General features: G+C 72.1%; 20 protein-coding genes. 5 read left to right on the top strand and 15 right to left on the bottom strand.

All coding sequences use genetic code 11. The features are described from left to right. Nucleotides 1-75: 75 nt before the first annotated feature. Nucleotides 76-2,601 carry an ATP-dependent Clp protease ATP-binding subunit gene (locus ACFWVV_RS32525; protein ID WP_384356652.1) on the bottom strand — a complete coding sequence of 842 codons (2,526 nt, stop codon included), beginning with the start codon at nucleotides 2,599-2,601 and terminating at the stop codon, nucleotides 76-78. Between the two features lie 429 nt (nucleotides 2,602-3,030). On the opposite strand from ACFWVV_RS32525, the gene ACFWVV_RS32530 reads away from it, so the two are divergent. After that, on the top strand, nucleotides 3,031-3,648 hold the full coding sequence (locus tag ACFWVV_RS32530) for an SCO3374 family protein (protein WP_384356655.1): 618 nt from the start codon (nucleotides 3,031-3,033) through the stop codon (nucleotides 3,646-3,648). Here ACFWVV_RS32530 and ACFWVV_RS32535 read toward each other — a convergent pair. The 10 genes from ACFWVV_RS32535 to ACFWVV_RS32580 all read right to left on the bottom strand — a co-directional run bounded on the left by ACFWVV_RS32535 (nucleotide 3,627) and on the right by ACFWVV_RS32580 (nucleotide 12,153). After that, entirely contained in the window at nucleotides 3,627-3,959 is a 333-nt protein-coding gene (locus tag ACFWVV_RS32535; protein ID WP_384356658.1) for an Lsr2 family protein, read from the bottom strand. The genes ACFWVV_RS32530 and ACFWVV_RS32535 overlap by 22 nt on opposite strands. 145 nt (nucleotides 3,960-4,104) lie before the next feature. Further along, nucleotides 4,105-4,635, bottom strand: coding sequence for an amino-acid N-acetyltransferase (locus tag ACFWVV_RS32540; protein WP_384356661.1), 531 nt, complete (start codon nucleotides 4,633-4,635; stop codon nucleotides 4,105-4,107). A gap of 9 nt (nucleotides 4,636-4,644) precedes the next feature. Then, nucleotides 4,645-5,178 carry a BlaI/MecI/CopY family transcriptional regulator gene (locus ACFWVV_RS32545; RefSeq protein WP_384356719.1) on the bottom strand — a complete coding sequence of 178 codons (534 nt, stop codon included), beginning with the start codon at nucleotides 5,176-5,178 and terminating at the stop codon, nucleotides 4,645-4,647. 234 nt (nucleotides 5,179-5,412) lie between these two features. Next, on the bottom strand, nucleotides 5,413-5,592 hold the full coding sequence (locus ACFWVV_RS32550) for a hypothetical protein (RefSeq protein ID WP_384356663.1): 180 nt from the start codon (nucleotides 5,590-5,592) through the stop codon (nucleotides 5,413-5,415). A 13-nt stretch (nucleotides 5,593-5,605) separates the two neighbouring features. After that, nucleotides 5,606-6,202, bottom strand: coding sequence for a hypothetical protein (locus tag ACFWVV_RS32555; RefSeq protein ID WP_384356721.1), 597 nt, complete (start codon nucleotides 6,200-6,202; stop codon nucleotides 5,606-5,608). A gap of 242 nt (nucleotides 6,203-6,444) precedes the next feature. After that, nucleotides 6,445-7,245: a type III pantothenate kinase gene (locus tag ACFWVV_RS32560; protein WP_384356666.1), complete on the bottom strand. Its 801-nt coding sequence runs from the start codon at nucleotides 7,243-7,245 to the stop codon at nucleotides 6,445-6,447. A gap of 3 nt (nucleotides 7,246-7,248) precedes the next feature. Beyond that, entirely contained in the window at nucleotides 7,249-8,292 is a 1,044-nt protein-coding gene (gene nadC, locus ACFWVV_RS32565; RefSeq protein ID WP_384356669.1) for a carboxylating nicotinate-nucleotide diphosphorylase, read from the bottom strand. Further along, entirely contained in the window at nucleotides 8,289-10,085 is a 1,797-nt protein-coding gene (locus ACFWVV_RS32570) for an L-aspartate oxidase (RefSeq protein WP_384356672.1), read from the bottom strand. Before ACFWVV_RS32570 ends, nadC begins: the two co-directional genes overlap by 4 nt. Next, nucleotides 10,082-11,248: a 4-phosphopantoate--beta-alanine ligase gene (locus ACFWVV_RS32575; RefSeq protein ID WP_384356675.1), complete on the bottom strand. Its 1,167-nt coding sequence runs from the start codon at nucleotides 11,246-11,248 to the stop codon at nucleotides 10,082-10,084. The genes ACFWVV_RS32570 and ACFWVV_RS32575 overlap by 4 nt, the downstream gene beginning before the upstream one ends. Continuing rightward, a complete protein-coding gene (locus ACFWVV_RS32580; RefSeq protein ID WP_384356723.1) occupies nucleotides 11,245-12,153 on the bottom strand; it encodes a Rossmann-like and DUF2520 domain-containing protein in 909 nt (302 codons plus the stop codon). The genes ACFWVV_RS32575 and ACFWVV_RS32580 overlap by 4 nt, the downstream gene beginning before the upstream one ends. A 392-nt stretch (nucleotides 12,154-12,545) precedes the next feature. Between ACFWVV_RS32580 and ACFWVV_RS32585 the strand changes: the two genes are divergently transcribed. Beyond that, on the top strand, nucleotides 12,546-13,751 hold the full coding sequence (locus tag ACFWVV_RS32585) for a threonine aldolase family protein (protein WP_384356678.1): 1,206 nt from the start codon (nucleotides 12,546-12,548) through the stop codon (nucleotides 13,749-13,751). Here the strand turns inward: ACFWVV_RS32585 and ACFWVV_RS32590 are convergent. Then, nucleotides 13,748-14,131 (bottom strand): hypothetical protein, encoded by a 384-nt coding sequence (locus tag ACFWVV_RS32590; protein WP_384356681.1) that lies wholly within the window; start codon nucleotides 14,129-14,131, stop codon nucleotides 13,748-13,750. The two genes, ACFWVV_RS32585 and ACFWVV_RS32590, sit on opposite strands and share 4 nt — an antisense overlap. Nucleotides 14,132-14,262: 131 nt before the next feature. On the opposite strand from ACFWVV_RS32590, the gene ACFWVV_RS32595 reads away from it, so the two are divergent. Further along, on the top strand, nucleotides 14,263-15,381 hold the full coding sequence (locus tag ACFWVV_RS32595; protein WP_384356684.1) for a DUF5937 family protein: 1,119 nt from the start codon (nucleotides 14,263-14,265) through the stop codon (nucleotides 15,379-15,381). 72 nt (nucleotides 15,382-15,453) lie between these two features. On the opposite strand, the gene ACFWVV_RS32600 is transcribed toward ACFWVV_RS32595, so the two are convergent. Together ACFWVV_RS32600 and ACFWVV_RS32605 are read right to left on the bottom strand one after the other, a co-directional pair. Beyond that, complete coding sequence (locus tag ACFWVV_RS32600) at nucleotides 15,454-16,137, bottom strand: response regulator (protein ID WP_384356687.1); 684 nt, start codon at nucleotides 16,135-16,137, stop codon at nucleotides 15,454-15,456. Nucleotides 16,138-16,239: 102 nt separating this feature from the next. After that, nucleotides 16,240-17,430, bottom strand: coding sequence for a sensor histidine kinase (locus ACFWVV_RS32605; RefSeq protein WP_384356690.1), 1,191 nt, complete (start codon nucleotides 17,428-17,430; stop codon nucleotides 16,240-16,242). Between the two features lie 105 nt (nucleotides 17,431-17,535). On the opposite strand from ACFWVV_RS32605, the gene ACFWVV_RS32610 reads away from it, so the two are divergent. Both ACFWVV_RS32610 and ACFWVV_RS32615 read left to right on the top strand, forming a co-directional pair. After that, entirely contained in the window at nucleotides 17,536-18,528 is a 993-nt protein-coding gene (locus tag ACFWVV_RS32610; RefSeq protein WP_384356693.1) for an SAM-dependent methyltransferase, read from the top strand. Between the two features lie 136 nt (nucleotides 18,529-18,664). Beyond that, nucleotides 18,665-19,822 (top strand): NADH-quinone oxidoreductase subunit D, encoded by a 1,158-nt coding sequence (locus ACFWVV_RS32615; RefSeq protein ID WP_384356696.1) that lies wholly within the window; start codon nucleotides 18,665-18,667, stop codon nucleotides 19,820-19,822. A gap of 72 nt (nucleotides 19,823-19,894) precedes the next feature. Here ACFWVV_RS32615 and ACFWVV_RS32620 read toward each other — a convergent pair whose 3' ends face one another. After that, nucleotides 19,895-21,079, bottom strand: a complete 1,185-nt coding sequence (locus ACFWVV_RS32620) for a hypothetical protein (protein WP_384356699.1) — start codon at nucleotides 21,077-21,079, stop codon at nucleotides 19,895-19,897. Nucleotides 21,080-21,152 lie beyond the last annotated feature (73 nt).

The following is a 21,152-nucleotide window of genomic DNA, read 5'->3' on the forward strand; positions in this document are numbered from 1 at the left end:
CGGCACGACGAAGGGGTCCCGGAACCGTCGGTTCCGGGACCCCTTCACACGCTCACTCGGCGCAAGCGCCGAACGTCACGCGTCCTTCGTCATGTTCGGCCCGTTGCCACCGGCAGCGGACTCGATCGGCGGAACGTCCGGCAGGGCTGCCTTCTCCTCGCCGCGGAAGGTGAACTCCTTCGCGTCGCCCTCGCCCTCGGTGCCGACGACCACGATGTGACCGGGGCGCAGCTCACCGAAAAGGATCTTCTCGGAGAGGATGTCCTCGATCGAGCGCTGGATCGTCCGGCGCAGCGGCCGGGCGCCCATCACGGGGTCATAGCCCTTCTTGGCGAGGAGCGCCTTGGCGTCCGAGCTCAGCTCGATGCCCATGTCGCGGTCCTTCAGGCGCTCGTCCACCTTGGCGATCATGAGGTCGACGATCTGGATGATGTCTTCCTCGGTCAGCTGGTGGAAGACGACCGTGTCGTCGACACGGTTGAGGAACTCGGGGCGGAAGTGCTGCTTGAGCTCTTCGTTGACCTTGTTCTTCATCCGCTCGTACCCGGTCTTGACGTCGCCCTGGGCGGCGAAGCCCAGGTTGAAGCCCTTCGAGATGTCCCGCGTACCCAGGTTGGTCGTCATGATGATGACCGTGTTCTTGAAGTCCACGACCCGGCCCTGGGAGTCGGTCAGACGACCGTCCTCCAGGATCTGGAGCAGGGAGTTGAAGATGTCCGGGTGCGCCTTCTCGACCTCGTCGAAGAGGACCACGGAGAACGGCTTGCGCCGCACCTTCTCCGTCAGCTGGCCGCCCTCTTCGTAGCCCACGTAACCAGGGGGCGAACCGAAGAGACGCGAGACCGTGTGCTTCTCGCTGAACTCCGACATGTCGAGGGAGATCAGCGCGTCCTCGTCGCCGAAGAGGAACTCGGCGAGCGTCTTGGAGAGCTCGGTCTTACCGACACCCGAGGGGCCGGCGAAGATGAACGAGCCACCGGGACGCTTCGGGTCCTTCAGGCCGGCACGCGTACGACGGATCGCCTGCGAGAGCGCCTTGATGGCGTCCTTCTGGCCGATGACGCGCTTGTGGAGCTCGTCCTCCATGCGCAGCAGCCGCGAGGACTCCTCCTCGGTCAGCTTGAAGACCGGGATGCCGGTCGCGGTCGCCAGGACCTCGGCGATGAGCTCGCCGTCGACCTCGGCGACGACGTCCATGTCGCCGGCCTTCCACTCCTTCTCCCGCTTGGCCTTCGCGGCGAGGAGCTGCTTCTCCTTGTCACGCAGGGAGGCGGCCTTCTCGAAGTCCTGCGAGTCGATCGCCGACTCCTTGTCCCTGCGGACGCCTGCGATCTTCTCGTCGAACTCGCGGAGGTCCGGCGGCGCGGTCATCCGGCGGATGCGCATCCGGGATCCGGCCTCGTCGATCAGGTCGATCGCCTTGTCCGGAAGGAAGCGGTCCGAGATGTACCGGTCCGCCAGCGTCGCCGCCTGGACGAGGGCCTCGTCCGTGATGGAGACGCGGTGGTGGGCCTCGTACCGGTCGCGCAGACCCTTGAGGATCTCGATGGTGTGCGGGAGCGAGGGCTCCGCGACCTGGATGGGCTGGAAGCGGCGCTCGAGAGCGGCGTCCTTCTCCAGGTGCTTGCGGTACTCGTCCAGCGTGGTGGCACCGATGGTCTGGAGCTCACCGCGGGCCAGCATCGGCTTCAGGATCGAAGCCGCGTCGATCGCGCCCTCTGCGGCACCCGCGCCGACGAGCGTGTGCAGCTCGTCGATGAACAGGATGATGTCGCCGCGGGTGCGGATCTCCTTGAGGACCTTCTTCAGCCGCTCCTCGAAGTCACCGCGGTAGCGGGAACCGGCGACGAGCGCGCCGAGGTCCAGGGTGTAGAGGTGCTTGTCCTTGAGGGTCTCGGGCACCTCGCCCTTGACGATGGCCTGCGCGAGGCCTTCGACGACGGCGGTCTTGCCGACGCCGGGCTCGCCGATGAGGACCGGGTTGTTCTTGGTCCGGCGGGACAGCACCTGCATGACCCGCTCGATCTCCTTCTCGCGCCCGATGACCGGGTCGAGCTTGGACTCACGAGCGGCCTGGGTGAGGTTCCGGCCGAACTGGTCGAGCACCAGGGACGTCGAGGGCGTGCCCTCGGCAGGTCCGCCGGCTGCGGCGGTCTCCTTGCCCTGGTATCCGGAGAGCAGCTGGATGACCTGCTGCCGCACCCGGTTGAGATCGGCGCCCAGCTTCACCAGGACCTGGGCGGCGACGCCCTCGCCCTCGCGAATCAGGCCGAGCAGGATGTGCTCGGTGCCGATGTAGTTGTGGCCGAGCTGGAGGGCCTCGCGGAGCGACAGCTCCAGGACCTTCTTCGCACGCGGGGTGAAGGGAATGTGGCCGGACGGAGCCTGCTGGCCCTGACCGATGATCTCCTCGACCTGCTGGCGAACCGCCTCAAGCGAAATGCCGAGGCTCTCCAGGGCCTTAGCGGCGACACCTTCACCCTCGTGGATCAAGCCCAGGAGGATGTGCTCGGTGCCGATGTAGTTGTGGTTGAGCATCCGGGCTTCTTCCTGAGCCAGGACGACAACCCGCCGCGCGCGGTCGGTGAACCTCTCGAACATCGTTATTCGCTCCTCAGAGCGGTCGGGCAGTTAAGGGGTCGGTCCCCTCCCTGTCCTTCCGCATGCTAGTCCCGCGGGGCGGGACAGCTCATTCCAACTGCCGACACCCGTTCCTGCCTCCCGGCTTGAACAGCCGACTACTTCCACAACTCGATGGTGCGAGACGATGTTCCCGCAGGCCAAGCAGTTAGCCCTATCGCCACTACGCCGATGGCGAACGTGGGACCGCTTTGCACGCGTGTCGCCCCTCCCCACTAGGAATGTCTTACCCGCAAGCACGGACACTCCATGCCGCGCACACCGGTTCCCTCAGCTACGGGCGAACATCCTTGCGCTGCCGGATCCACCCACACGCCCCCATTTCCCCACGGAACGCATCCAACTCCCGACGCAGCGTAACCACGCGGGCGGTGAGACGTTTCTCCAGGCATGAACCCCACTGTTCCCCCTCCCCGGCTGCCGCTGCCCGGCGGTGGCTCCGCGCAGTGGGCCTCCTGGTACGAGGAGGAGCTCGGCTGGGCCACGGTGAGCGCCCCCGGCGAACCGGTTCTGCTGTGTACCGGTCTGCGCTTCGACGTCCTGGAGCTGCCCGCGGACGCGGGCCGTGCCGTACTGCGCCGGGTCGGGCCCACGGGTCCGGTCGCGCTCCAGGGGGAGCTGATGCGGCTACTGGTGGCCGCGGGGAGCGCGGAGGAGGTGCCCGCACTCCTGGAGTGGCTGGAGTGGGGCTCCGTACCGCTGGATCTCCGGGCGATCGGCCCGGGAAGTCTGATCACCGCTCCCGCACCGCCCCTGGCGGCGCCGTGCGGTCCGAGCCTGGCGGGCGGGGCCGCGGTGTGGCTGCGGCCCCCCGCTCCCGTGAACGGAAGGGAACTTCCCCTTCCGGTCTTTACCGGCTTCGGGGGCGCCGGCCGCGAGGGCCGTGGGGCCGCCCCCGATCTCGTGCGCCTGCTGGCTGCGGCGGCAACGGAATGCCACCGGGCCCGGTTGATCGTGAATACGGCACTGTCAAAAGAGCGGCAGACTCAGCCGTTGGCCTTCTCGTAGGCCTCGCGCACGGAAGCCGGGACACGACCGCGGTCGTTCACGTCGTGGCCGTTCTCCTTGGCCCACTTGCGGATCTCGGCGGTGTTCTGGCTGCCGCCGGAAACAACGCGCGCCTTGCCGCGGCCCGCGGCACGGCCACCGGTGCGCCGGCCGTTCTTGGTGTACGGGTCGAGCAGCCCGCGGAGCTTCTCCGCGTTCGCGGTGGTGAGGTCGATCTCATAGGTCTTGCCGTCCAGAGCGAACGTCACCGTCTCGTTCGCCTCGACGCCGTCGAGGTCGTCAACAAGAAGGACCTGAACCTTCTGTGCCACCGGATTTCCTTTCATCGAAAATGCAGTACGCGGAAAGGAAACCGCTTTTCCGGGGAAAACACAAACCCCTGTCACAGGTTCAGTACCCCGAGAACACGGGAAACGTGCGCGTTTCGGACATAGGGTTGCAGCACTTACAGCTGTTTCAGAGGTGCAGAAGCATCCGGCTGTTGCCCAGGGTGTTCGGCTTCACCCGTTCGAGACCGAGGAACTCGGCGACGCCCTCGTCATAGGAACGCAGGAGCTCGCTGTAGACATCTCCGTCGACCGGTGCCTCACCGATCTCCACGAAGCCGTGCTTGGCGAAGAACTGTACTTCGAAGGTCAGGCAGAATACCCGGCGGACTCCGATCCAGCGGGCGGTCTGGAGGAGTTTGTCCAGGACCTGGTGGCCCACTCCGGCGCCCTTGAACTCGGGATCCACGGCCAGAGTGCGCACTTCGGCGAGGTCTTCCCACATGATGTGCAGCGCACCGCAGCCGATCACGCGCGCGTCCTCGTCGCGTTCCGCGACCCAGAACTCCTGGATGTCCTCGTAAAGGGTCACGTTCGCTTTGTCGAGCAGGATGCGACTGCGCGCGTACGTGTCCACGAGGGCGCGGATGGTGTGCACATCACTGGTGCGCGCCCGCCGGACGGTGATGGCTTTTGCCGACGCAATACGATCTGGGGCCATGCTTGGACGCTATCGCCCCGGGGCGTTCCCGCCGTCACCGGGGACTTCGTCCGGCACTTCACCGGCGGCTTCACCGGCTGCTTCGTGCCGGTCTTCGTCCCGGTCTTCCGGCGGGGCTCCCGCCCGGTCTTCATCCCGGACTTCGTCGCGGTCTTCATCCCGGACTTCATCTCGGCCTTCCGGCGGAGCTTCAACCGGAACTTCCGCTTCTTCGGAGGTGTCGCTCCGGACCACCCGCATCGCGTCGTGCAGGGCCACGCGCTGTTCGGCGGACATCATGCCGAAGAACGCGACAAGGGCGGCCGCCGGGTTGTCACTCGTGGACCAGGCCTCGTTCATCAGTGCGGCCGAGTAGGCGGCCCTGGTGGAGACCGAGGTATACCGATAGGCGCGGCCGTCTACTTCCCTGCGCACCCAGCCCTTCTGATGGAGATTGTCCATTACGGTCATGACGGTGGTGTAGGCGATGGACCGGTCCTTCTGAAGATCTTCGAGGACTTCCCGGACGGTGACGGGTCGGTTCCACTGCCACACGCGCGTCATGACGGCGTCTTCCAGCTCTCCCAATCGGCGTGGCACAGCGCCACCTTAGTGGGAGATATCCGGATTGCCTGGCTATTCGGGCGGGCGGCCCAAGAAAAGAGGGGCGCACAGTCCGGTGATTTACCCGGACCGTGCGCCCCTGTGCGCCGTTCTCACGCCTGTACCGCGCCCGGCGCTCTGTGCCCGGGCCGCGCGCCGTCGGCGGGCAGCCCGGGCGCGCACCGCGCTCCGCGCTCAGGCGCTGTCGGCGGAATCCCTGGACGCGGTCGACGTCGTGGTCGCCGCCCTGGCGTCCGCGAAAGCGTCTTCCTTGGCCTTGTTGGTACCGCCCTGCGTCTTGACGATCGTCACGACGAGGCCGATGAAGAAGGCGGCCATCACCACCGGGGGCACGAGCGCGGAAACGTAGTCCATGCCCCCAGAGTAGCTAGCTTGCTTCCCGTTGCTCCCCGGGGGGCGCGGGCCGCTTGCGGGGCGGGAAGGCCTCGGCCGGCGTGGGCACGGGGCGCGGCGGGGCCGGATTTCCCGCGGGGGCCGGCTTCGCGGGGGCCGGACGGGCCGGACCGCTGTCGGAGCGGCCGCCGGGGAGGGCGGTCAGCCGCGTGCGCGGCGCGGGTGCGGCAGGCACACCGGCTGCGGCACCCGTCGGTGTCGTACGGGCGAGCCTGGCGCGCACCGAGCGCTCCGCGATGCCCTGGCAGCGGGCGAGCAGGGCGGCCGCGAGCGGCAGGTGGCGCAGGGTGCGCAGAGCGACCAGGTCGTCGGGCTGGGGGCGGTAGCCGGCCGCCAGGGCGTCCTGGAGGAGTTCCAGGTAGCCGGTGGTGGAGCCGGGGAGCGCGAGACGGTAGCGGGCGAGGTCCGCGAGCAGGAAGGCGCGCAGCCGGCCCGCCTCCCGGATCGCTTCGTCCACCGAGTCGGCCAGGCGCAGGCAGTCCCGCACCTCGTCGGCGGGGAGGGGGGCGGGGTGGAGGGCGAGGGCGAGGGCGCGTCGGAGCACACGCAGTTCGTCTGCGCTGAACGCCATGCCGCCGCGGGAACCGTATGGCGTGGGCATGGGCCGACTTTAAGTGCTAAGCGGACAAATATTGATTAAAGGGAGAATATTGGCGCGTTGCGGGGCGCGGACGGACGCCGGAGTGGGAATGCGGGTCCGGACCGGCCCACCCGGACCGGACCCGACCGGACCCGACCGGACCAGGGCGGGTGGACGCCGACGTGGGGCGCGGGCGGGCGGGCACGGGCCGGGAGGCGTGCCCGCCGCGCGGGTTACATGCGGGCGATGTTGCGCTCGTACACCAGGCGCAGGCCGATCAGGGTCAGCCAGGGCTCGTGCTCGTCGATCACCGAGGACTCGCCGAGGATGATCGGGGCGAGGCCGCCGGTGGCGATGACGGTGACGTCCTCCGGGTCCTCCGGGGAGAGCTCGCGGGCCATCCGGGCGACGACTCCGTCGACCTGGCCGGCGAATCCGTAGACGATGCCGGACTGCATGGCCTCGACGGTGTTCTTGCCGATCACGCTGCGCGGGCGGGCGAGTTCGATCTTGCGGAGCTGGGCGCCCTTGACGCCCAGGGCGTCCACCGAGATCTCGATGCCGGGGGCGATCACGCCACCCGCGTACTCGCCGCGGGCGGAGACCGCGTCGAAGGTGGTCGCCGTACCGAAGTCGACGACGATCGCCGGGCCGCCGTACAGCTCGACGGCGGCGACCGCGTTGATGATGCGGTCGGCGCCGACCTCCTTGGGGTTGTCCATCAGGATCGGCACGCCGGTCTTGATGCCGGGCTCGACCAGGACGGCGGGGACGTCACCGTAGTAGCGGCGGGTGACCTCGCGCAGCTCGTGCAGGACCGAGGGGACGGTCGAGCAGATGGCGATGCCCTCGATGCCGTCGCCGAGCTCGTTGCCGAGCATCGGGTGCATGCCCATCAGGCCCTGCAGGAGCACGGCGAGCTCGTCGGCGGTGCGGCGGGCGTCGGTGGAGATGCGCCAGTGCTCGACGATCTCCTCGCCGTCGAACAGGCCGAGGACGGTGTGCGTGTTGCCGACGTCGATGGTGAGCAGCACGGTCTACTCCCCGTCCCGGGTCCCGGCGTCGGCCTCGCGCAGGTCGAGGCCGATGTCGAGGATCGGGGAGGAGTGGGTCAGGGCGCCCACCGCGAGGTAGTCGACACCGGTCTCCGCGTACGCGCGGGCGGTAGCGAGGGTGAGGCGGCCCGAGGACTCCAGGACGGCGCGGCCGGCGACCAGGGCGACGGCCTCCGCGGTCTGTTCCGGGGTGAAGTTGTCCAGCAGGATCAGGTCTGCGCCCGCTTCCAGCACCTCGGTGACCTGGGCGAGGGTGTCGACCTCGACCTCGATGGGGATTTCGGGGAAGGCGTCGCGCACCAGCTTGAACGCCGGGGCCACACCGCCGGCGGCCACCACGTGGTTGTCCTTGACCAGGGCCGCGTCGGAGAGCGACATGCGGTGGTTGACGCCGCCGCCGCAGCGGACCGCGAACTTCTCCAGGGAGCGCAGGCCCGGGGTGGTCTTGCGGGTGTCGCGCACCTTGGCGTTCGTGCCTTCGAGTACGTCGGCCCACGCGCGCGTGGCGGTGGCGATGCCGGAGAGGCGGCACAGGAGGTTCAGTGCGCTGCGCTCGCCGGTGAGCAGGTCGCGGGTGCGGGTGGTGACGGTGAGGAGCTTCTGGCCGGCCTCGATGCGGTCGCCGTCCTCGACGTGCCGCTCGACCTCGAACTCGTCGGTGCAGACGATGGACAGGACCGTCTCGGCGATGCGCAGGCCCGCGACCGTACCGGCCTCGCGGGCGGTGAAGTCGCCGGTGGCGACGGCCGTTTCGGGGACGGTCGCCACGGTGGTCACGTCGACGCCGTGCGCGAGGTCCTCGGCGAGGGCGACGTTGGCGATGTCCTCGACCTCGACCGGGTCGAGACCGGCGTCCAGCAGGAGCTGGGCGAGGTGGGGGTCGAGGCCGCAGTCGGAGAGGTCGTAGGTGCCGTCCTCCTGGAAGCCCGCGGTGCCCGCGCCTTCGCCGGAGCAGCCGCATGCGTCGCCGCAGCCGCCGGCCGCGTCCGCCTGGGGCAGGAGCCGGGGGTTCTCGGGGGTGCTCACTGGTGCTGCTCCTTCGGGAGGGTGTGGGGTTCCTGGGGTGCGTGGGGTGTCTGCGGTGCCTGGGACGCCTGGGGTTCCTGGAGTTCCTGGGGTGCTTCTGGTGCGGGGGCGGGCGCCGCGGTCCGTACGGGCGGGAACGCGGCGGTCCCGGTGCGCCGCACCACAAGCCGGCGGTCCGGGGTCAGCCGGACCACCAGGTGCCGCCGCCAGTCGGTGTCGTCGCGGTCGGGGCGGTCCTCTCGCCAGTGGCAGCCGCGGGTCTCCTCGCGCTCCAGGGCGGCGGCGACCAGTACGCGCGAGACGCACAGGAGGTTGGTGGTCTCCCAGGAGTCGACCCCGGGCTCGGCCTGCTTGCCGCCGCTGTCCCGCTCGTGCGCGGCGTCGCGCTGTACGGCCTCCAGGGCGTCCGCGGCGTCGCCCAGGCTCTGGGCGGAGCGCAGGACTCCGGCACCCAGCGACATCGTCTGCTGGATGCCGTGGCGGGCCTCGGGGGCGACCAGCGGCTGGACGGCGGCGGGTTCGGCCGGGGGTCCCGGAATGCGGGGTGCGGCGGCGGTGATGTCGTCCGCGATGCGCTCGGCGAAGACCAGCCCCTCCAGCAGGGAGTTGGAGGCGAGCCGGTTGGCGCCGTGCACCCCGGTGCAGGCGGCCTCGCCGCAGGCGTAGAGGCCGGGCACGGTGGTGCGGCCGTGCAGGTCGGTGCGGATGCCGCCGGACGCGTAGTGGGCGGCGGGGGCGACCGGGATCGGCTCGGTGACCGGGTCGATGCCGTGGCTGCGGCAGGCGGCCAGGATGGTCGGGAAGCGGTGCTCCCACATCTCGCGGCCGAAGTGGCGGGCGTCCAGGTACATGTGGGCGGCGCCCTGCTCCCGCATGCGGCGCATGATCGCCTTGGCGACGATATCGCGGGGGGCCAGCTCGGCGAGCTCGTGCTGCCCGAGCATGAACCGCACGCCGTCGGCGTCGACGAGGTGCGCGCCCTCGCCCCGTACCGCCTCGGAGACCAGCGGCTGCTGGCCCTCCGAGTCCGTGCCCAGGAACAGCACCGTCGGATGGAACTGGACGAATTCGAGGTCCGAGACCTCGGCGCCCGCGCGCAGGGCGAGGGCGACGCCGTCGCCGGTGGAGACCGCCGGGTTGGTGGTGGCGGCGAAGACCTGGCCCATGCCGCCGGTGGCGAGGACGACGGCGGGGGCGTTGACCGCGCCGACGCCGTCGTGCTGGCCCTCGCCCATCACGTGCAGGGTGACGCCCGCGGTACGGCCTTCGGCGTCGGTGAGGAGGTCGAGGACCAGGGCGTTCTCGATCGTCTCGACGGCCCTTTCGCGGACCGCTTCGACCAGGGCGCGGGAGATCTCGGCGCCGGTCGCGTCGCCGCCCGCGTGTGCGATGCGGCGGCGGTGGTGGCCGCCCTCGCGGGTGAGCTGGATGGCTCCGGAGACGGGGTCGGTGTCGAAGTGGGCACCGGTGTCGATCAGCCGCCGTACCGCGTCGGGGCCCTCGGTCACCAGGAGGCGGACGGCCTCCTCGTCGCACAGCCCGGCGCCCGCCACGAGGGTGTCGTCCAGGTGCTGCTCGGGGGTGTCCCCCTCGCCGAGAGCCGCGGCGATGCCGCCCTGCGCCCAGCGGGTGGAGCCGTCGTCCAGACGGGCCTTGGTGACGACGACGGTACGCAGTCCGGCGGCGGTGCAGCGCAGGGCGGTGGTGAGTCCGGCGACGCCGGAGCCGACGACCACGACGTCGGCTTCGATCGCCCAGCCGGGGGCGGGGGCGGCGAGACGTATGCCGGTCACTGTGCTGCTCCTTGCGTTGCCCCGGCCCGGTGGGCGGTGTCGTCGGCGTCGGCGCCGATGACCAGGGGGAGGTTGTCGATCAGGCGGGTGGTGCCGACCTTGGCGGCGACCGCGAGGACCGCGTCGCCGGTGTGGTCGTCGGGGACCTCGGTGAAGTCGGACGGGTCGACCAGCGCCAGGTAGTCCAGTACGAGCGGGGGATCGAGCCGGGCCGCCTCGTCCAGGACCGCGCGGGCCGCTTCCCGTACGGCGGCGGGGGCCGGCCGCGGGGCGTGCTGCACGGCGCGCGCGTCGGCGGCCTCCCGCTCCGGGCCTGGCGCGGCCGGGGCCCCGGCACGCGCGCGTGCAGCGGCTGCCGGGTCCTGCTCCCGTACGTGCGCGTACGGCGTCTGCCGGGCGGCGAGGAGGTCGCGGCCCGCAAAGAGGGCCGTGGAGAGGGAAAGCGCGGTACGGCGCTCGGACTCCGACAGGTAGCGGTTGCGGCTGGAGAGGGCCAGGCCGCTGTCCTCGCGGACGGTGGGCACCCCCTCGATGGTGACGGGGAAGTTCAGGTCGCGGGCCATCCGCCGGATCAGGGCGAGCTGCTGGGCGTCCTTCTGCCCGTACAGCGCGACGTCGGGCGCGGTGAGGTGCAACAGCTTGGCGACCACGGTGAGCATGCCGTCGAAGTGGCCGGGGCGGGTGGCGCCTTCGAGGCGCTCGCCCATGGGGCCCGCGGTGATCCGGACCTGCGGCTCGCCGCCGGGGTAGACCTCGTCGGCGGACGGTGCGAACACGGCGTCCGCGCCCGCTTCGAGCGCGACGAGGAGGTCGGCTTCGAGAGTGCGGGGGTAGCGGTCGAGGTCCTCGCCCGCGCCGAACTGGAGGGGGTTGACGAAGACGGTGACGACGACCTGGCCGCGGGGGGCCTGGCCGTCGGGGGCTTGCCTGTCGGGGGCTTGCCTGTCGGGTACCTGTCCGTCGGGAACGCTTTCGGCCGGGGTCCGCCCCTCGGGGGTGCTGTACGCCGCGGCCTGCTCGTCGGCACGCGCGCGTGCCGCGCGGATCAGCGTCGCGTGGCCCTCGTGCAGGGCCCCCATCGTCATGACCACGACGCGGCGGCCGGTGCGCGGGAGGGCTGCCAGTTCGGCGGCGGTGCGCACGACGGCGATCGGCAGGTTCATCGCGGGTCTCCTTCCGCGAGGACACCCAGCAGGTCCTCGGCCAGCTCCGGCTTGAGCAGACCGTGCGCCAGGGCGCGGTCGGCGGTGGTGCGGGCCATCGCGAGATAGCCGGCGACGGTCTGCGGGGCGTGCTTGCGCAGCTCGGCGACATGGGCGGCGACCGTGCCCGCGTCACCGCGGGCGACGGGCCCGGTGAGGGCGCCGTCGCCGGAGCGAAGGGCGTTGTCCAGGGCCGCGCCGAGCAGCGGGCCGAGCATCCGGTCGGGAGCGGCGACACCGGCGGTGCGGAGCAGCTCCATCGACTGGGCGACCAGGGTGACCAGGTGGTTCGCACCGAGGGCGAGGGCCGCATGGTAGAGCGGGCGGGCCTCCTCCGCGATCCACTCGGGTTCGCCGCCCATCTCGATGACCAGCGCTTCCGCGGCGAGCCGCAGCTCCTCCGGAGCGGTGATGCCGAAGGAGCAGCCCGCGAGGCGCTGGACGTCCACGGCGGTGCCGGTGAAGGTCATCACAGGGTGCAGGGCGAGCGGCAGGGCGCCGGCCCGCAGGGCGGGGGCCAGGACGGCCGTCCCGTACCGCCCCGAGGCGTGCACGACGAGCTGGCCCGGGCGGATCGCGCCGGTCTCGGCGAGGCCTTCGACAAGACCGGGGAGCGCGTCGTCGGGGACGGTCAGCAGCACCAGGTCGGCGCGCGCGAAGACCTCGGCAGGGGGGACCAGCGGCACGTCGGGCAGCAGGGCGGCGGCACGGCGCACGGAGGCGTCCGAGACGCCGGAAGCGGCGACGGGGCGGTGCCCTGCCTGGCGCAGGGCTGCGGCCAGGGCGGAGCCGACCCGGCCCGCGCCGACGACACCGACGGTGAGACGGGCGGGGCGGTCCCGGGGGTCGGGATGGGGGTCGGACAGGTGCGATGCGTTCACGCGGAAACGGCCTTCCGTTCCAGTCCGCAGGGGGTACCGGACGACTGCCCGTCATGCTACGCCAGCGCTTCGGAGGCTTCCCGTGATGCGGTTCGCGCCGCCAGCGCACGGGCACGGGTGCGGTTCGCGCTGCGGGCGCACGGGCACGGGTGCGGTTCGGGCCGCCAGCGCACGGGCACAGGTGCGGTTCGCGCCGCCAGCGCACGGGCACAGGTGCGGTTCGCGCCGCCAGCGCACGGGCACAGGTGCGGTTCGCGCCGCCAGCGCACCGGCCCGCGTAATGGTTCGCGCCGCGTCGCACCGGCTCCGCGCCCGTTGTCCACAGGCTGTGGGAAATCCCGTACCGCGGGGCGGACGGCGTGCGCCATGATCGGCGGATGACCGACACCACGGACGACAGCAGCGGCACGGACCGCCCCACCACCGGCACCGGAACCGCTGGTGCGGGCGACCCGGCCGCCGCACGGCTCCGCAGGCTGACCGCCTGGCGGGCCGCCTCCCGGACGCTCGCCCGTACCCCCGTCGAGCCCCGGATCGGCGACCTGCTGACCGACCTCGCCACGCACGCGTCCACCGTGTACGACCTCGACGACTGGACCGACCTCTACGGCGACGGCGTCGTCGAGGAGCTGGAGCGGCGCACCGCCGCCCTGCTCGGCACCGAGGCCGCCGCCTTCTTCCCCACCGGCACCATGGCCCAGCAGGTCGCACTGCGCTGCTGGGCCGCCCGTACCGGCAACCCGGTCGTCGCCCTGCACCCGCAGTCGCACCCCGAGCAGCACGAGCGCGGCGCGTTCTCGGCGGTGAGCGGACTGCGCACGGTGCACCCGACGACAGAGCCCCGGATGCCCACCGCCGACGAGATCCGGGACTTCGAGGAGCCCTTCGGCGCGCTGATGCTCGAACTCCCGCTCCGCGAACCGGGGTTCGTCCTGCCGGACTGGGAGGGGCTGACCGCGACGGTGGCGGCCGCCCGGGAACGGGACGCGGTCGTCCACTTCGACGGCGCGCGGCTGTGGGAGTGCACGCCCCACTTCGGCAGGTCCCTGGCGGAGATCGCGGGGCTCGCGGACAGCGTCTACGTGTCGTTCTACAAGTCGCTCGGCGGCATGTCCGGGGCGGCACTGGCCGGGCCGCGGACGCTGATCGAGGAGGCGAAGACGTGGCGGCACCGCTACGGCGGGCAGCTCTTCCACCAGTACCCGGCGGCGCTGAGCGCACTGCTCGGGCTGGCGCGCGAACTGCCCCGGCTGCCGGAGTACGTGGCGCACGCGAAGGTGGTGGCGCAGGCGCTCGGGGAGGGGTTCGGGGCGGCGAAGGTGCCGTGGTTCCGGGTGCATCCCGAGGTCCCGCACACGCATCAGTTCCAGGTGTGGCTGCCGTACGACGCCGAGGTCCTGACGGAGGCGGGCGTACGGCAGTCCGAGGAGACGGGGACGACCCTGTTCCACCGCTGGCACCCGGCGCCCCAAGGGCCTGTGGGGCTGGCGGTGACGGAGGTGACGGTGGCGTCCGAGGGGTTGGAGTGGTCCGCGGCGGACGTGCGGTCGGCGGTGGCCGAGTTCACCGGCCGGCTCGGCTAGTTGCAGCCCGCAGGACGGGGGCGGGTGGTGGTACGGGGTGCCGGTGCGGGGCGGGGTGCGGGTGCGGGGCGCGGGGCCCGTGAGGGGCGGGAGGCGGCTGCGGGGTGGGAGGTGGCTGCGGGGCGCGGGGCCGGTGAGGTGCCCGAGACGGCTGCGGTGCGCGGGGTGCGGAAGCGGTCCGTGAGGCGTGCGAGGGCGGCCCTGAGGTAGGTCCGCGCCGGGCGCTCGGCGACCACCGCGCGGAAGCGGAGGTCGTCGCGGACCGTGTCGCGCAGTTCGCGGACGGTCTGCCAGTCGTGCCGGCCCGGGGCGGGCGGGGTGGGGGCGCCGTGCTGTGCGGCGCGGTAGGCGTCGAGCATGTACTGCTGGGATGCGTTCATGCCCCTCACGCTGCGCCCGGCGCCGCGGACCCGCCAACCGATTGACGGGGCTCGTCAATCGGGGCCCGGTCGATTGACGGCCCCCGTCAATCGGCGGACCGATTGTCAGTGCGAGCGGGCACCATGGGCCCATGAGCGTCTCCGTGGACATCGCCGGTCTGCCGCCCGAGCGGATCGATTTCGCGATCTCGCCCCTGGGCGAGCTGGGCATGGCACTGCACGCGCTGTGCGAGCCCGGCCACCACCCCGGGCTGCACGGCTGGGCGACCGCGACCTCCTCCGCGCTGAAGCCGGACCTCGCGGACCGGCTGACCGAGGCCGACTTCCTGTGGCGGACCACGTTCTCCGACGTGTTCCTGCCGTTCGCGGGCGTCAAGGACGGACCGGGGACGCCCGGCGCGACGCTCGGTGAGGATCTGGACCTGCTGGACCGGCTGGACGACGAGGCGTTCGTGTCGGCGGCCCTGGAGTTCACCTGCTCCAGCATGTACGCGGCGGGCGGCCCCTCCCCACTGAGGGACGCCGCGCTGCGGACCCGTGCACTGGAGCTGGCGGCGGCCCGCGGCCCCAAGCAGCTGGACTTCACCCAGCGGCTGCTCAGCGACCCCGGTTCGGTCCGGCTCTGGCTGCGGCGCCTCTTCGAGGACTGCAACGAGGCGTTCTTCGCGGACACCTGGCACCGTGTCAGGGGCCAGCTCGCCTCGGACGCCCGCCACAAGCACGACCTGCACCGGCGCAGGGGCCTCGCGGAGGCGCTGCACGCGATATCCCCGGCCCTCACCCTGAACGAGGAGGCGCAGCGCATCTGGGCGGACAAGCTCGCCGAGGGCCACACCACCGCGGTGGACCCGGAGGTCGGCGCCGGACTGACCGCCGTGCCGACCACCTTCGGCTGGCCCCATCTGCTGGTGCTGCACGCCCCGGGCTGGCGGCCGGTGATCCACTACCCGGTGAGCGCCCCGGAGCTGCCCTCCCCCGCCTCCGTACAGCTGCTGCAACGGCGGCTCGAAGCGCTGGCACACCCGATGCGGATGCGGCTGTGCCGCTTCCTGGCGCGCACTCCGTACACGACGGGCGAGCTGGCCGACACCCTCGGCATCACCGCACCCGAGGTGTCCCGGCACCTGTCCGCGCTGAAGAAGGCGGGCCTGATCACCACGCGGCGGCGCGGCCGCTACGTGCTGCACCAGCTGGACGTCACGGTGGTGGCCCGGCTGGGCAGCGACTTCCTGGAAGGGGTGCTGCGGTAGGAGACGCCCCCCGAACGGGCCCGGCTCGACGCCCGCCCGGCCGGGGCGCGTCCGGCTCAGTGTCCGCCCGGCTCAGTGTCCGCCCGGTGAGCCGCCGGCGCGGACCAGCCCCGTCTCGTACGCGAGGACGACCACCTGCACCCGGTCGCGCAGCTCCAGCTTGGTGAGGATGCGGCCCACATGCGTCTTGACGGTGGCCTCGGACAGTACGAGGCGGGCGGCGATCTCACCGTTCGACAGCCCCTGGGCGACCAGCAGCATCACTTCGCGCTCCCGCTCGGTGAGCTTCTCGACCGCCTTGTGCTGCGGCTCCTTGCCGGTGCTGGGCAGCATCGAGGAGAAGCGGTCGAGGAGGCGGCGGGTGGTGGACGGGGCGACGACCGCGTCCCCGCTGTGCACGGAGCGGATCGCGGCGAGCAGTTCGCTCGGCGGCACGTCCTTCAGCATGAAACCGCTGGCCCCCGCCTGGAGGCCGGAGAAGGCGTACTCGTCGAGGTCGAACGTGGTCAGGATGAGCACCTTGGGCGGGTGGTCGGCGGCACAGATCTGCCGCGTCGCCTCCACCCCGTCCAGCCTCGGCATGCGTACGTCCATCAGCACGACGTCGACCGCGGTGCTCCGCAGCACGTCGATCGCCTCCTGCCCGTCGCCCGCCTCCGCGACGACCTCCATGTCCGGCTGCGCGGCCAGCACCATCCGGAATCCGGTGCGCAGCAGCATCTGATCGTCGACGAGCATGACGCGGATCGGCGGCATGGGGGACCTTCCGGAGCGGTGGGTTCCGAGCGGACTCGGCGGACTCGGGGCTGGGCGGGGGGACGCAGGGCTGGGGCGAGGGGACTCGGGGCTGGGGCGGGGTCAGTGGGCCGGTTTGAGCGGAAGCAGTGCGCTGATGCGGAAGCCGCCGCCGGGGCGCGGCCCCGCGTCCAGCGTGCCGCCGACCATACCGACCCGCTCCCGCATGCCGATCAGGCCGTGCCCCTGGCCGTCCGCGCCGCCGTCCTCGTACAGCTCGTGGGCGGCGCCCCGGCCGTCGTCCTCCACGAGCAGACCGAGGCCGTCGTCGAAGTAGACCAGCCGGACGCTGGCGCCCGCCTCGGGGCCGCCGTGCTTGCGGGTGTTGGTGAGTGCCTCCTGCACGATGCGGTACGCGGTCAGCTCGACGCCGCTGGGCAGCGGGCGGGCGGTGCCCTCGACCTTGAAGTCGACGGTGAGCCCGGCCGTGCGGACCTGTTCCACCAGGTCCTCGATCTGCTGGACGTCGGGCTGCGGCACGTACTCGCCGCTCTCCTGGTGCTCGCCGGTGCGCAGCACCCCCAGCAGTCTGCGCATCTCGGCGAGCGCCTGCCTGCCCGTCGTCGAGATGGTCTCCAGGGCCTGCCTGGCCTGGTCGGGCGAGGCGTCCATGACGTACGCGGCACCGTCCGCCTGCACCACCATCACCGACACGTTGTGGGCGACGACGTCGTGCAGTTCGCGGGCGATCCGGGCCCGTTCGGCGGCGACGGCGACCTTGGCCTGGGCCTCGCGCTCCCGCTCCAGGCGGGCGGCCCGCTCCTCCAGCTGGGCGAAGTACGCGCGCCGGGTGCGCATCGAGTCGCCGAGCACCCAGGCCAGGATGAACGGCACGGTCAGGAAGACCGAGAAGGCGATGGGCGCGACCGCGTCGCCCTTGTCGACCGGCCAGCGGACCTGGGAGATCGTCCCTGCCAGCACCGACCCGGCGAGCGCGAGCCTGGACGCCCAGCGGGCCCCGTTCGCGGCGACGGTGTAAACGATGGCGAACATCGCGACGTTGGCGAGGTTGGGCTCGACACCGACCCCGACCTGGAGGAGTCCCGTCGCGATCGACAGCAGCAGCATCTTCTCCGGTGCCCGGCGGCGCAGGGCCACCGTGAGGCACATCAGGAGGGCACAGAAGAGCGTCGCGCCGAGCAGGGCCCCGCTGAAGGAACTCGCCGAAAGCGCGGACATCCCGAAGAGGACCACAGCCCAGAAGCTGTCGACGCCCGTCGGGTGCCTGCGGAGAAAATCGTAGAGGCGCTGCACACCACCAGCGTAGGGAAACCGCAGAGGCCAATGGGTCAACCGGAGGGGCGATCCGGTGCGCGGACCACTACTCCCCAAGGTGGAGACGGAGTGGAGACTGGGGGCGTGAGCGACAAGAAATGCCAGGAAGTGTCCGAGTGGCGCGGATGGCGGGAGGCGACGGAGGAGGCTCTGTACGGTGCGGGCGGCTTCTATCTCCGGCCGCAGGGCCCGGCCGGCCACTTCCGCACGTCGGTACACGCCTCCCCGTTGTTCGCGGGCGCGGTGGCCCGGCTGCTCCACGAGACGTACGTGTCGCTGGGCGAACCCGCGGGCGGCATCGACCTGGTGGACATCGGGGCCGGGCACGGGGAGCTCCTGACCGGAGTACTCGCGGCCCTGCCCGCCGGGTCCGGCGGCTTCGAGGTGCGCGCGTACGCCGTCGAACGGGCGGCGCGCCCGCCCGGCCTGGACCCCCGCATCGAGTGGCTGTCCTGCCCGCCGGAGCGGGTCACCGGTCTGGTCTTCGCGAACGAGTGGCTGGACAACGTGCCGGTGGACGTCGCGGAGGCGGACGAGGCGGGGACGGTGCGGTACGTGGAGGTCGGTCCTGACGGCACGGAGCGGCTGGGGGCGGAGGTGGCGGGGCCCGACGCCCGGTGGCTGGAGCGGTGGTGGCCGGTGGCGGGCCGGCCCGGCCACCGTGCGGAGATCGGGCTGCCCCGGGACGAGGCGTGGGCGGACGCGGTGGCGACGTTGCTGGCGGGGCGGGCGGTGGCGGTCGACTACGCGCACGTACGGGACGCGAGGCCCGCGTTCGGAACCCTGACGGGGTTCGCGTCGGGCCGCGAGGTGCGGCCGGTGCCGGACGGCAGCTGCGACGTGACGTCCCACGTGGCACTGGACGCGTGCGCGGCACGCCACCCCGGGGCCTCCGTCCTGACCACGCAGCGCGAGGAGCTGCGGCGGCTCGGCGTCACGGGCGTGCGTCCACCGCTGTCGCTGGCCTCGACGGACCCGGCGGGGTACGTACGCGCGCTCGCCGCGGCGGGAGAGGCGGCGGAGCTGGTGGGGCGGGGCGGGCTGGGCGACTTCGGCTGGCTGACGACCACGGTGTGAGGACCCTCCGGGTGGCGGACGGAAGGGCCCGTCCGCGCCCCTGGAGGTGCGGGGACCGCACCCCTCTCCGTCCTCACCCTGCGGGGACCGCTCCCCGCGCTCGGGTTACGGGGGAGCCGGGGGGATACTGTCCCGCATGACGCAGACGCCCCCGCAGACGACGACCGTCGGCATCGGCGGTGCGGCCGACTCCACCGACATGGTGCTCAACATCGGCCCCCAGCACCCCTCCACCCACGGCGTCCTGCGCCTCAAGCTGGTCCTCGACGGCGAACGCATCCAGCACGCCGAGCCCGTCATCGGCTATATGCACCGGGGTGCGGAGAAACTCTTCGAGGCCCGCGACTACCGGCAGATCGTCATGCTGGCCAACCGGCACGACTGGCTCTCCGCGTTCTCCAACGAGCTCGGTGTCGTCATGGCCGTCGAGCGGATGCTCGGCATGGAGGTCCCCGAGCGCGCCGTCTGGACCCGTACGCTGCTCGCCGAGCTGAACCGGGTGCTCAACCACCTGATGTTCCTCGGCTCGTACCCCCTGGAGCTCGGCGGCATCACCCCCGTCTTCCACGCGTTCCGCGAGCGCGAGGAGCTGCAGGCGGTGATGGAGGAGGTCTCCGGCGGGCGCATGCACTACATGTTCAACCGGGTCGGCGGCCTCAAGGAGGACCTTCCGCTGGGCTGGCTCGGCCGGGCCCGCGACGCCGTCGCCTCCGTACGCTCCCGGATGGACGTGTACGACGACCTCGTCCTCGGCAACGAGATCTTCCGCGGCCGCACCCGGGGCATCGGCGTCCTGTCCGCCGAAGCCGTCCACGCGTACGGCGTCTCCGGGCCCATCGCCAGGGCCTCCGGCGTCGACTTCGACCTGCGCCGCGACGAGCCCTACCTCGCGTACGGCGAACTCCAGGACACGCTGAAGGTCGTCACCCGGCAGGAGGGCGACTGCCTCGCGCGCTTCGAGTGCCTGCTGGAGCAGACCCACAACGCGCTCGACCTCGCCGACGCCTGCCTCGACCGGATGGCCGGCCTGCCGCCGGGCCCGATCAACCAGCGGCTGCCCAAGGTCCTCAAGGCCCCCGAGGGCCACACCTACGCCTGGACCGAGAACCCGCTCGGCATCAACGGCTACTACCTGGTGTCGAAGGGCGAGAAGACGCCCTACCGGCTGAAGCTGCGCTCGGCGTCGTTCAACAACATCCAGGCGCTGACGGAGCTGCTGCCGGGGACGCTCGTCGCCGACATGGTCTCCATCCTCGGATCGCTGTTCTTCGTCGTCGGCGACATCGACAAGTAGGACGGCACGCGGCGCGTCACCCGCCGCCGCGCGGCCGCCGTGGCGCGCGCGGAACGGGCGGCGTACGGCGGCTCAGGAGCCGATCGCGCTCCTGAGCTGCGCCACGTCCAGCTGCTCGGTCTCGTCGTGCGCGGTCAGGTCGATGACCTCGCCCACCGCGTCGCTGTCCGCGCCCGCCCGGGAGGACCGGTGCAGCGCCAGGGCCTCCTCACCGACGACGTCCGCGAGGTCCTCCTGCTGCACGGCCTCCGTCACGGTGGCGGGAACCGGCTCCAGCGCCGTCGCGTCCGTGGCCTGTGCCGCCGTGCCCGCACCCGAAGCGGAGCCCGCATCTGTAGCCGTGCCCGCACCCGGGGCCGAGCCCGTGCCGAAGAAGTCGAAGCCGCCCTGCTTGCGTCCGGCGGGCAGGTTCTGCGGGGCGTACGGCGCGAGGGCCGACGACGGGCGCATGTGCTCGCGCGCCGCCGGATCCTGCCGCGCTGCCGGGGCAGGTACGGAAGCAGGGGCCGCCGCACCCGGGGCTGCCGTACTCGAAGCCGCGGCCGGAGCCGCCGCACCCGGGGCCGCCGCACCCGGCGCCGCCGGTACCGGAGTCAGTGCTTCCGCGTCGATCCGCACCGGAGCCTGGGCCGGAACCCGTACCTCCAGCTGAGCCGCCACGGCCTCCGCGACGCGCGCCGCCTCGGCGGCCCTGCGCTGCTCCGCCCCGTTGCGCGTCAGGTTCTCCAGCGCGGCGGCCGCCCTCATGTACGCGGCGGTGGTCGGGGTGGAGGCCGCCGCCGTCAGCTCCCTGGCCGGGGCAGCGGCTTCCTTGGCGAGCCTGCGGCGGCTCTCCAGGGCGCTGGCGCGCTCGGTCTCCGCAGTCGCGTACCTGCGCAGCAGTGCGGCGTGCTCGTTGCGCAGGCCGGCCAGTTCGACGCGCTTGGCGCGGAGCTTGGCTTCGAGCTTGGCCCGCAGCGCACGCGATTCCTCGAGGTCGGCCTCGATGTCGGCGATGCGCTCCTCGGTCTTCCACCCGTCGGCCTCGCGCGCCCGGTTGAGCTCGGCGACCTTGCGGCCCGCCGTACGGTCCCAGCTGCGCATCAGAGTCGCACCGGTGACGGCGGCGGCCGCCGCGGCGGCGACGAGGATCCGCAGCACCACGGGTTCCGCCACGAACCAGGCACCGGCGGCACACACGAGTGAGCCGCCCGCGACCGCCGAGGGAGGAAGCAGCTTGTGCAGGGGCGGGGAATGGCGGTGGCGTCCACGTGGCATGGCCCGAAATTTACCGTGCGCAAGACACGAACGGGGCACCACCCGGCAATCTGTTCCCGTGCGGTTACCGGAA

Origin of the sequence: Streptomyces sp. NPDC058663, from assembly GCF_042716745.1 — a bacterium.
Lineage (GTDB): Bacteria > Actinomycetota > Actinomycetes > Streptomycetales > Streptomycetaceae > Streptomyces.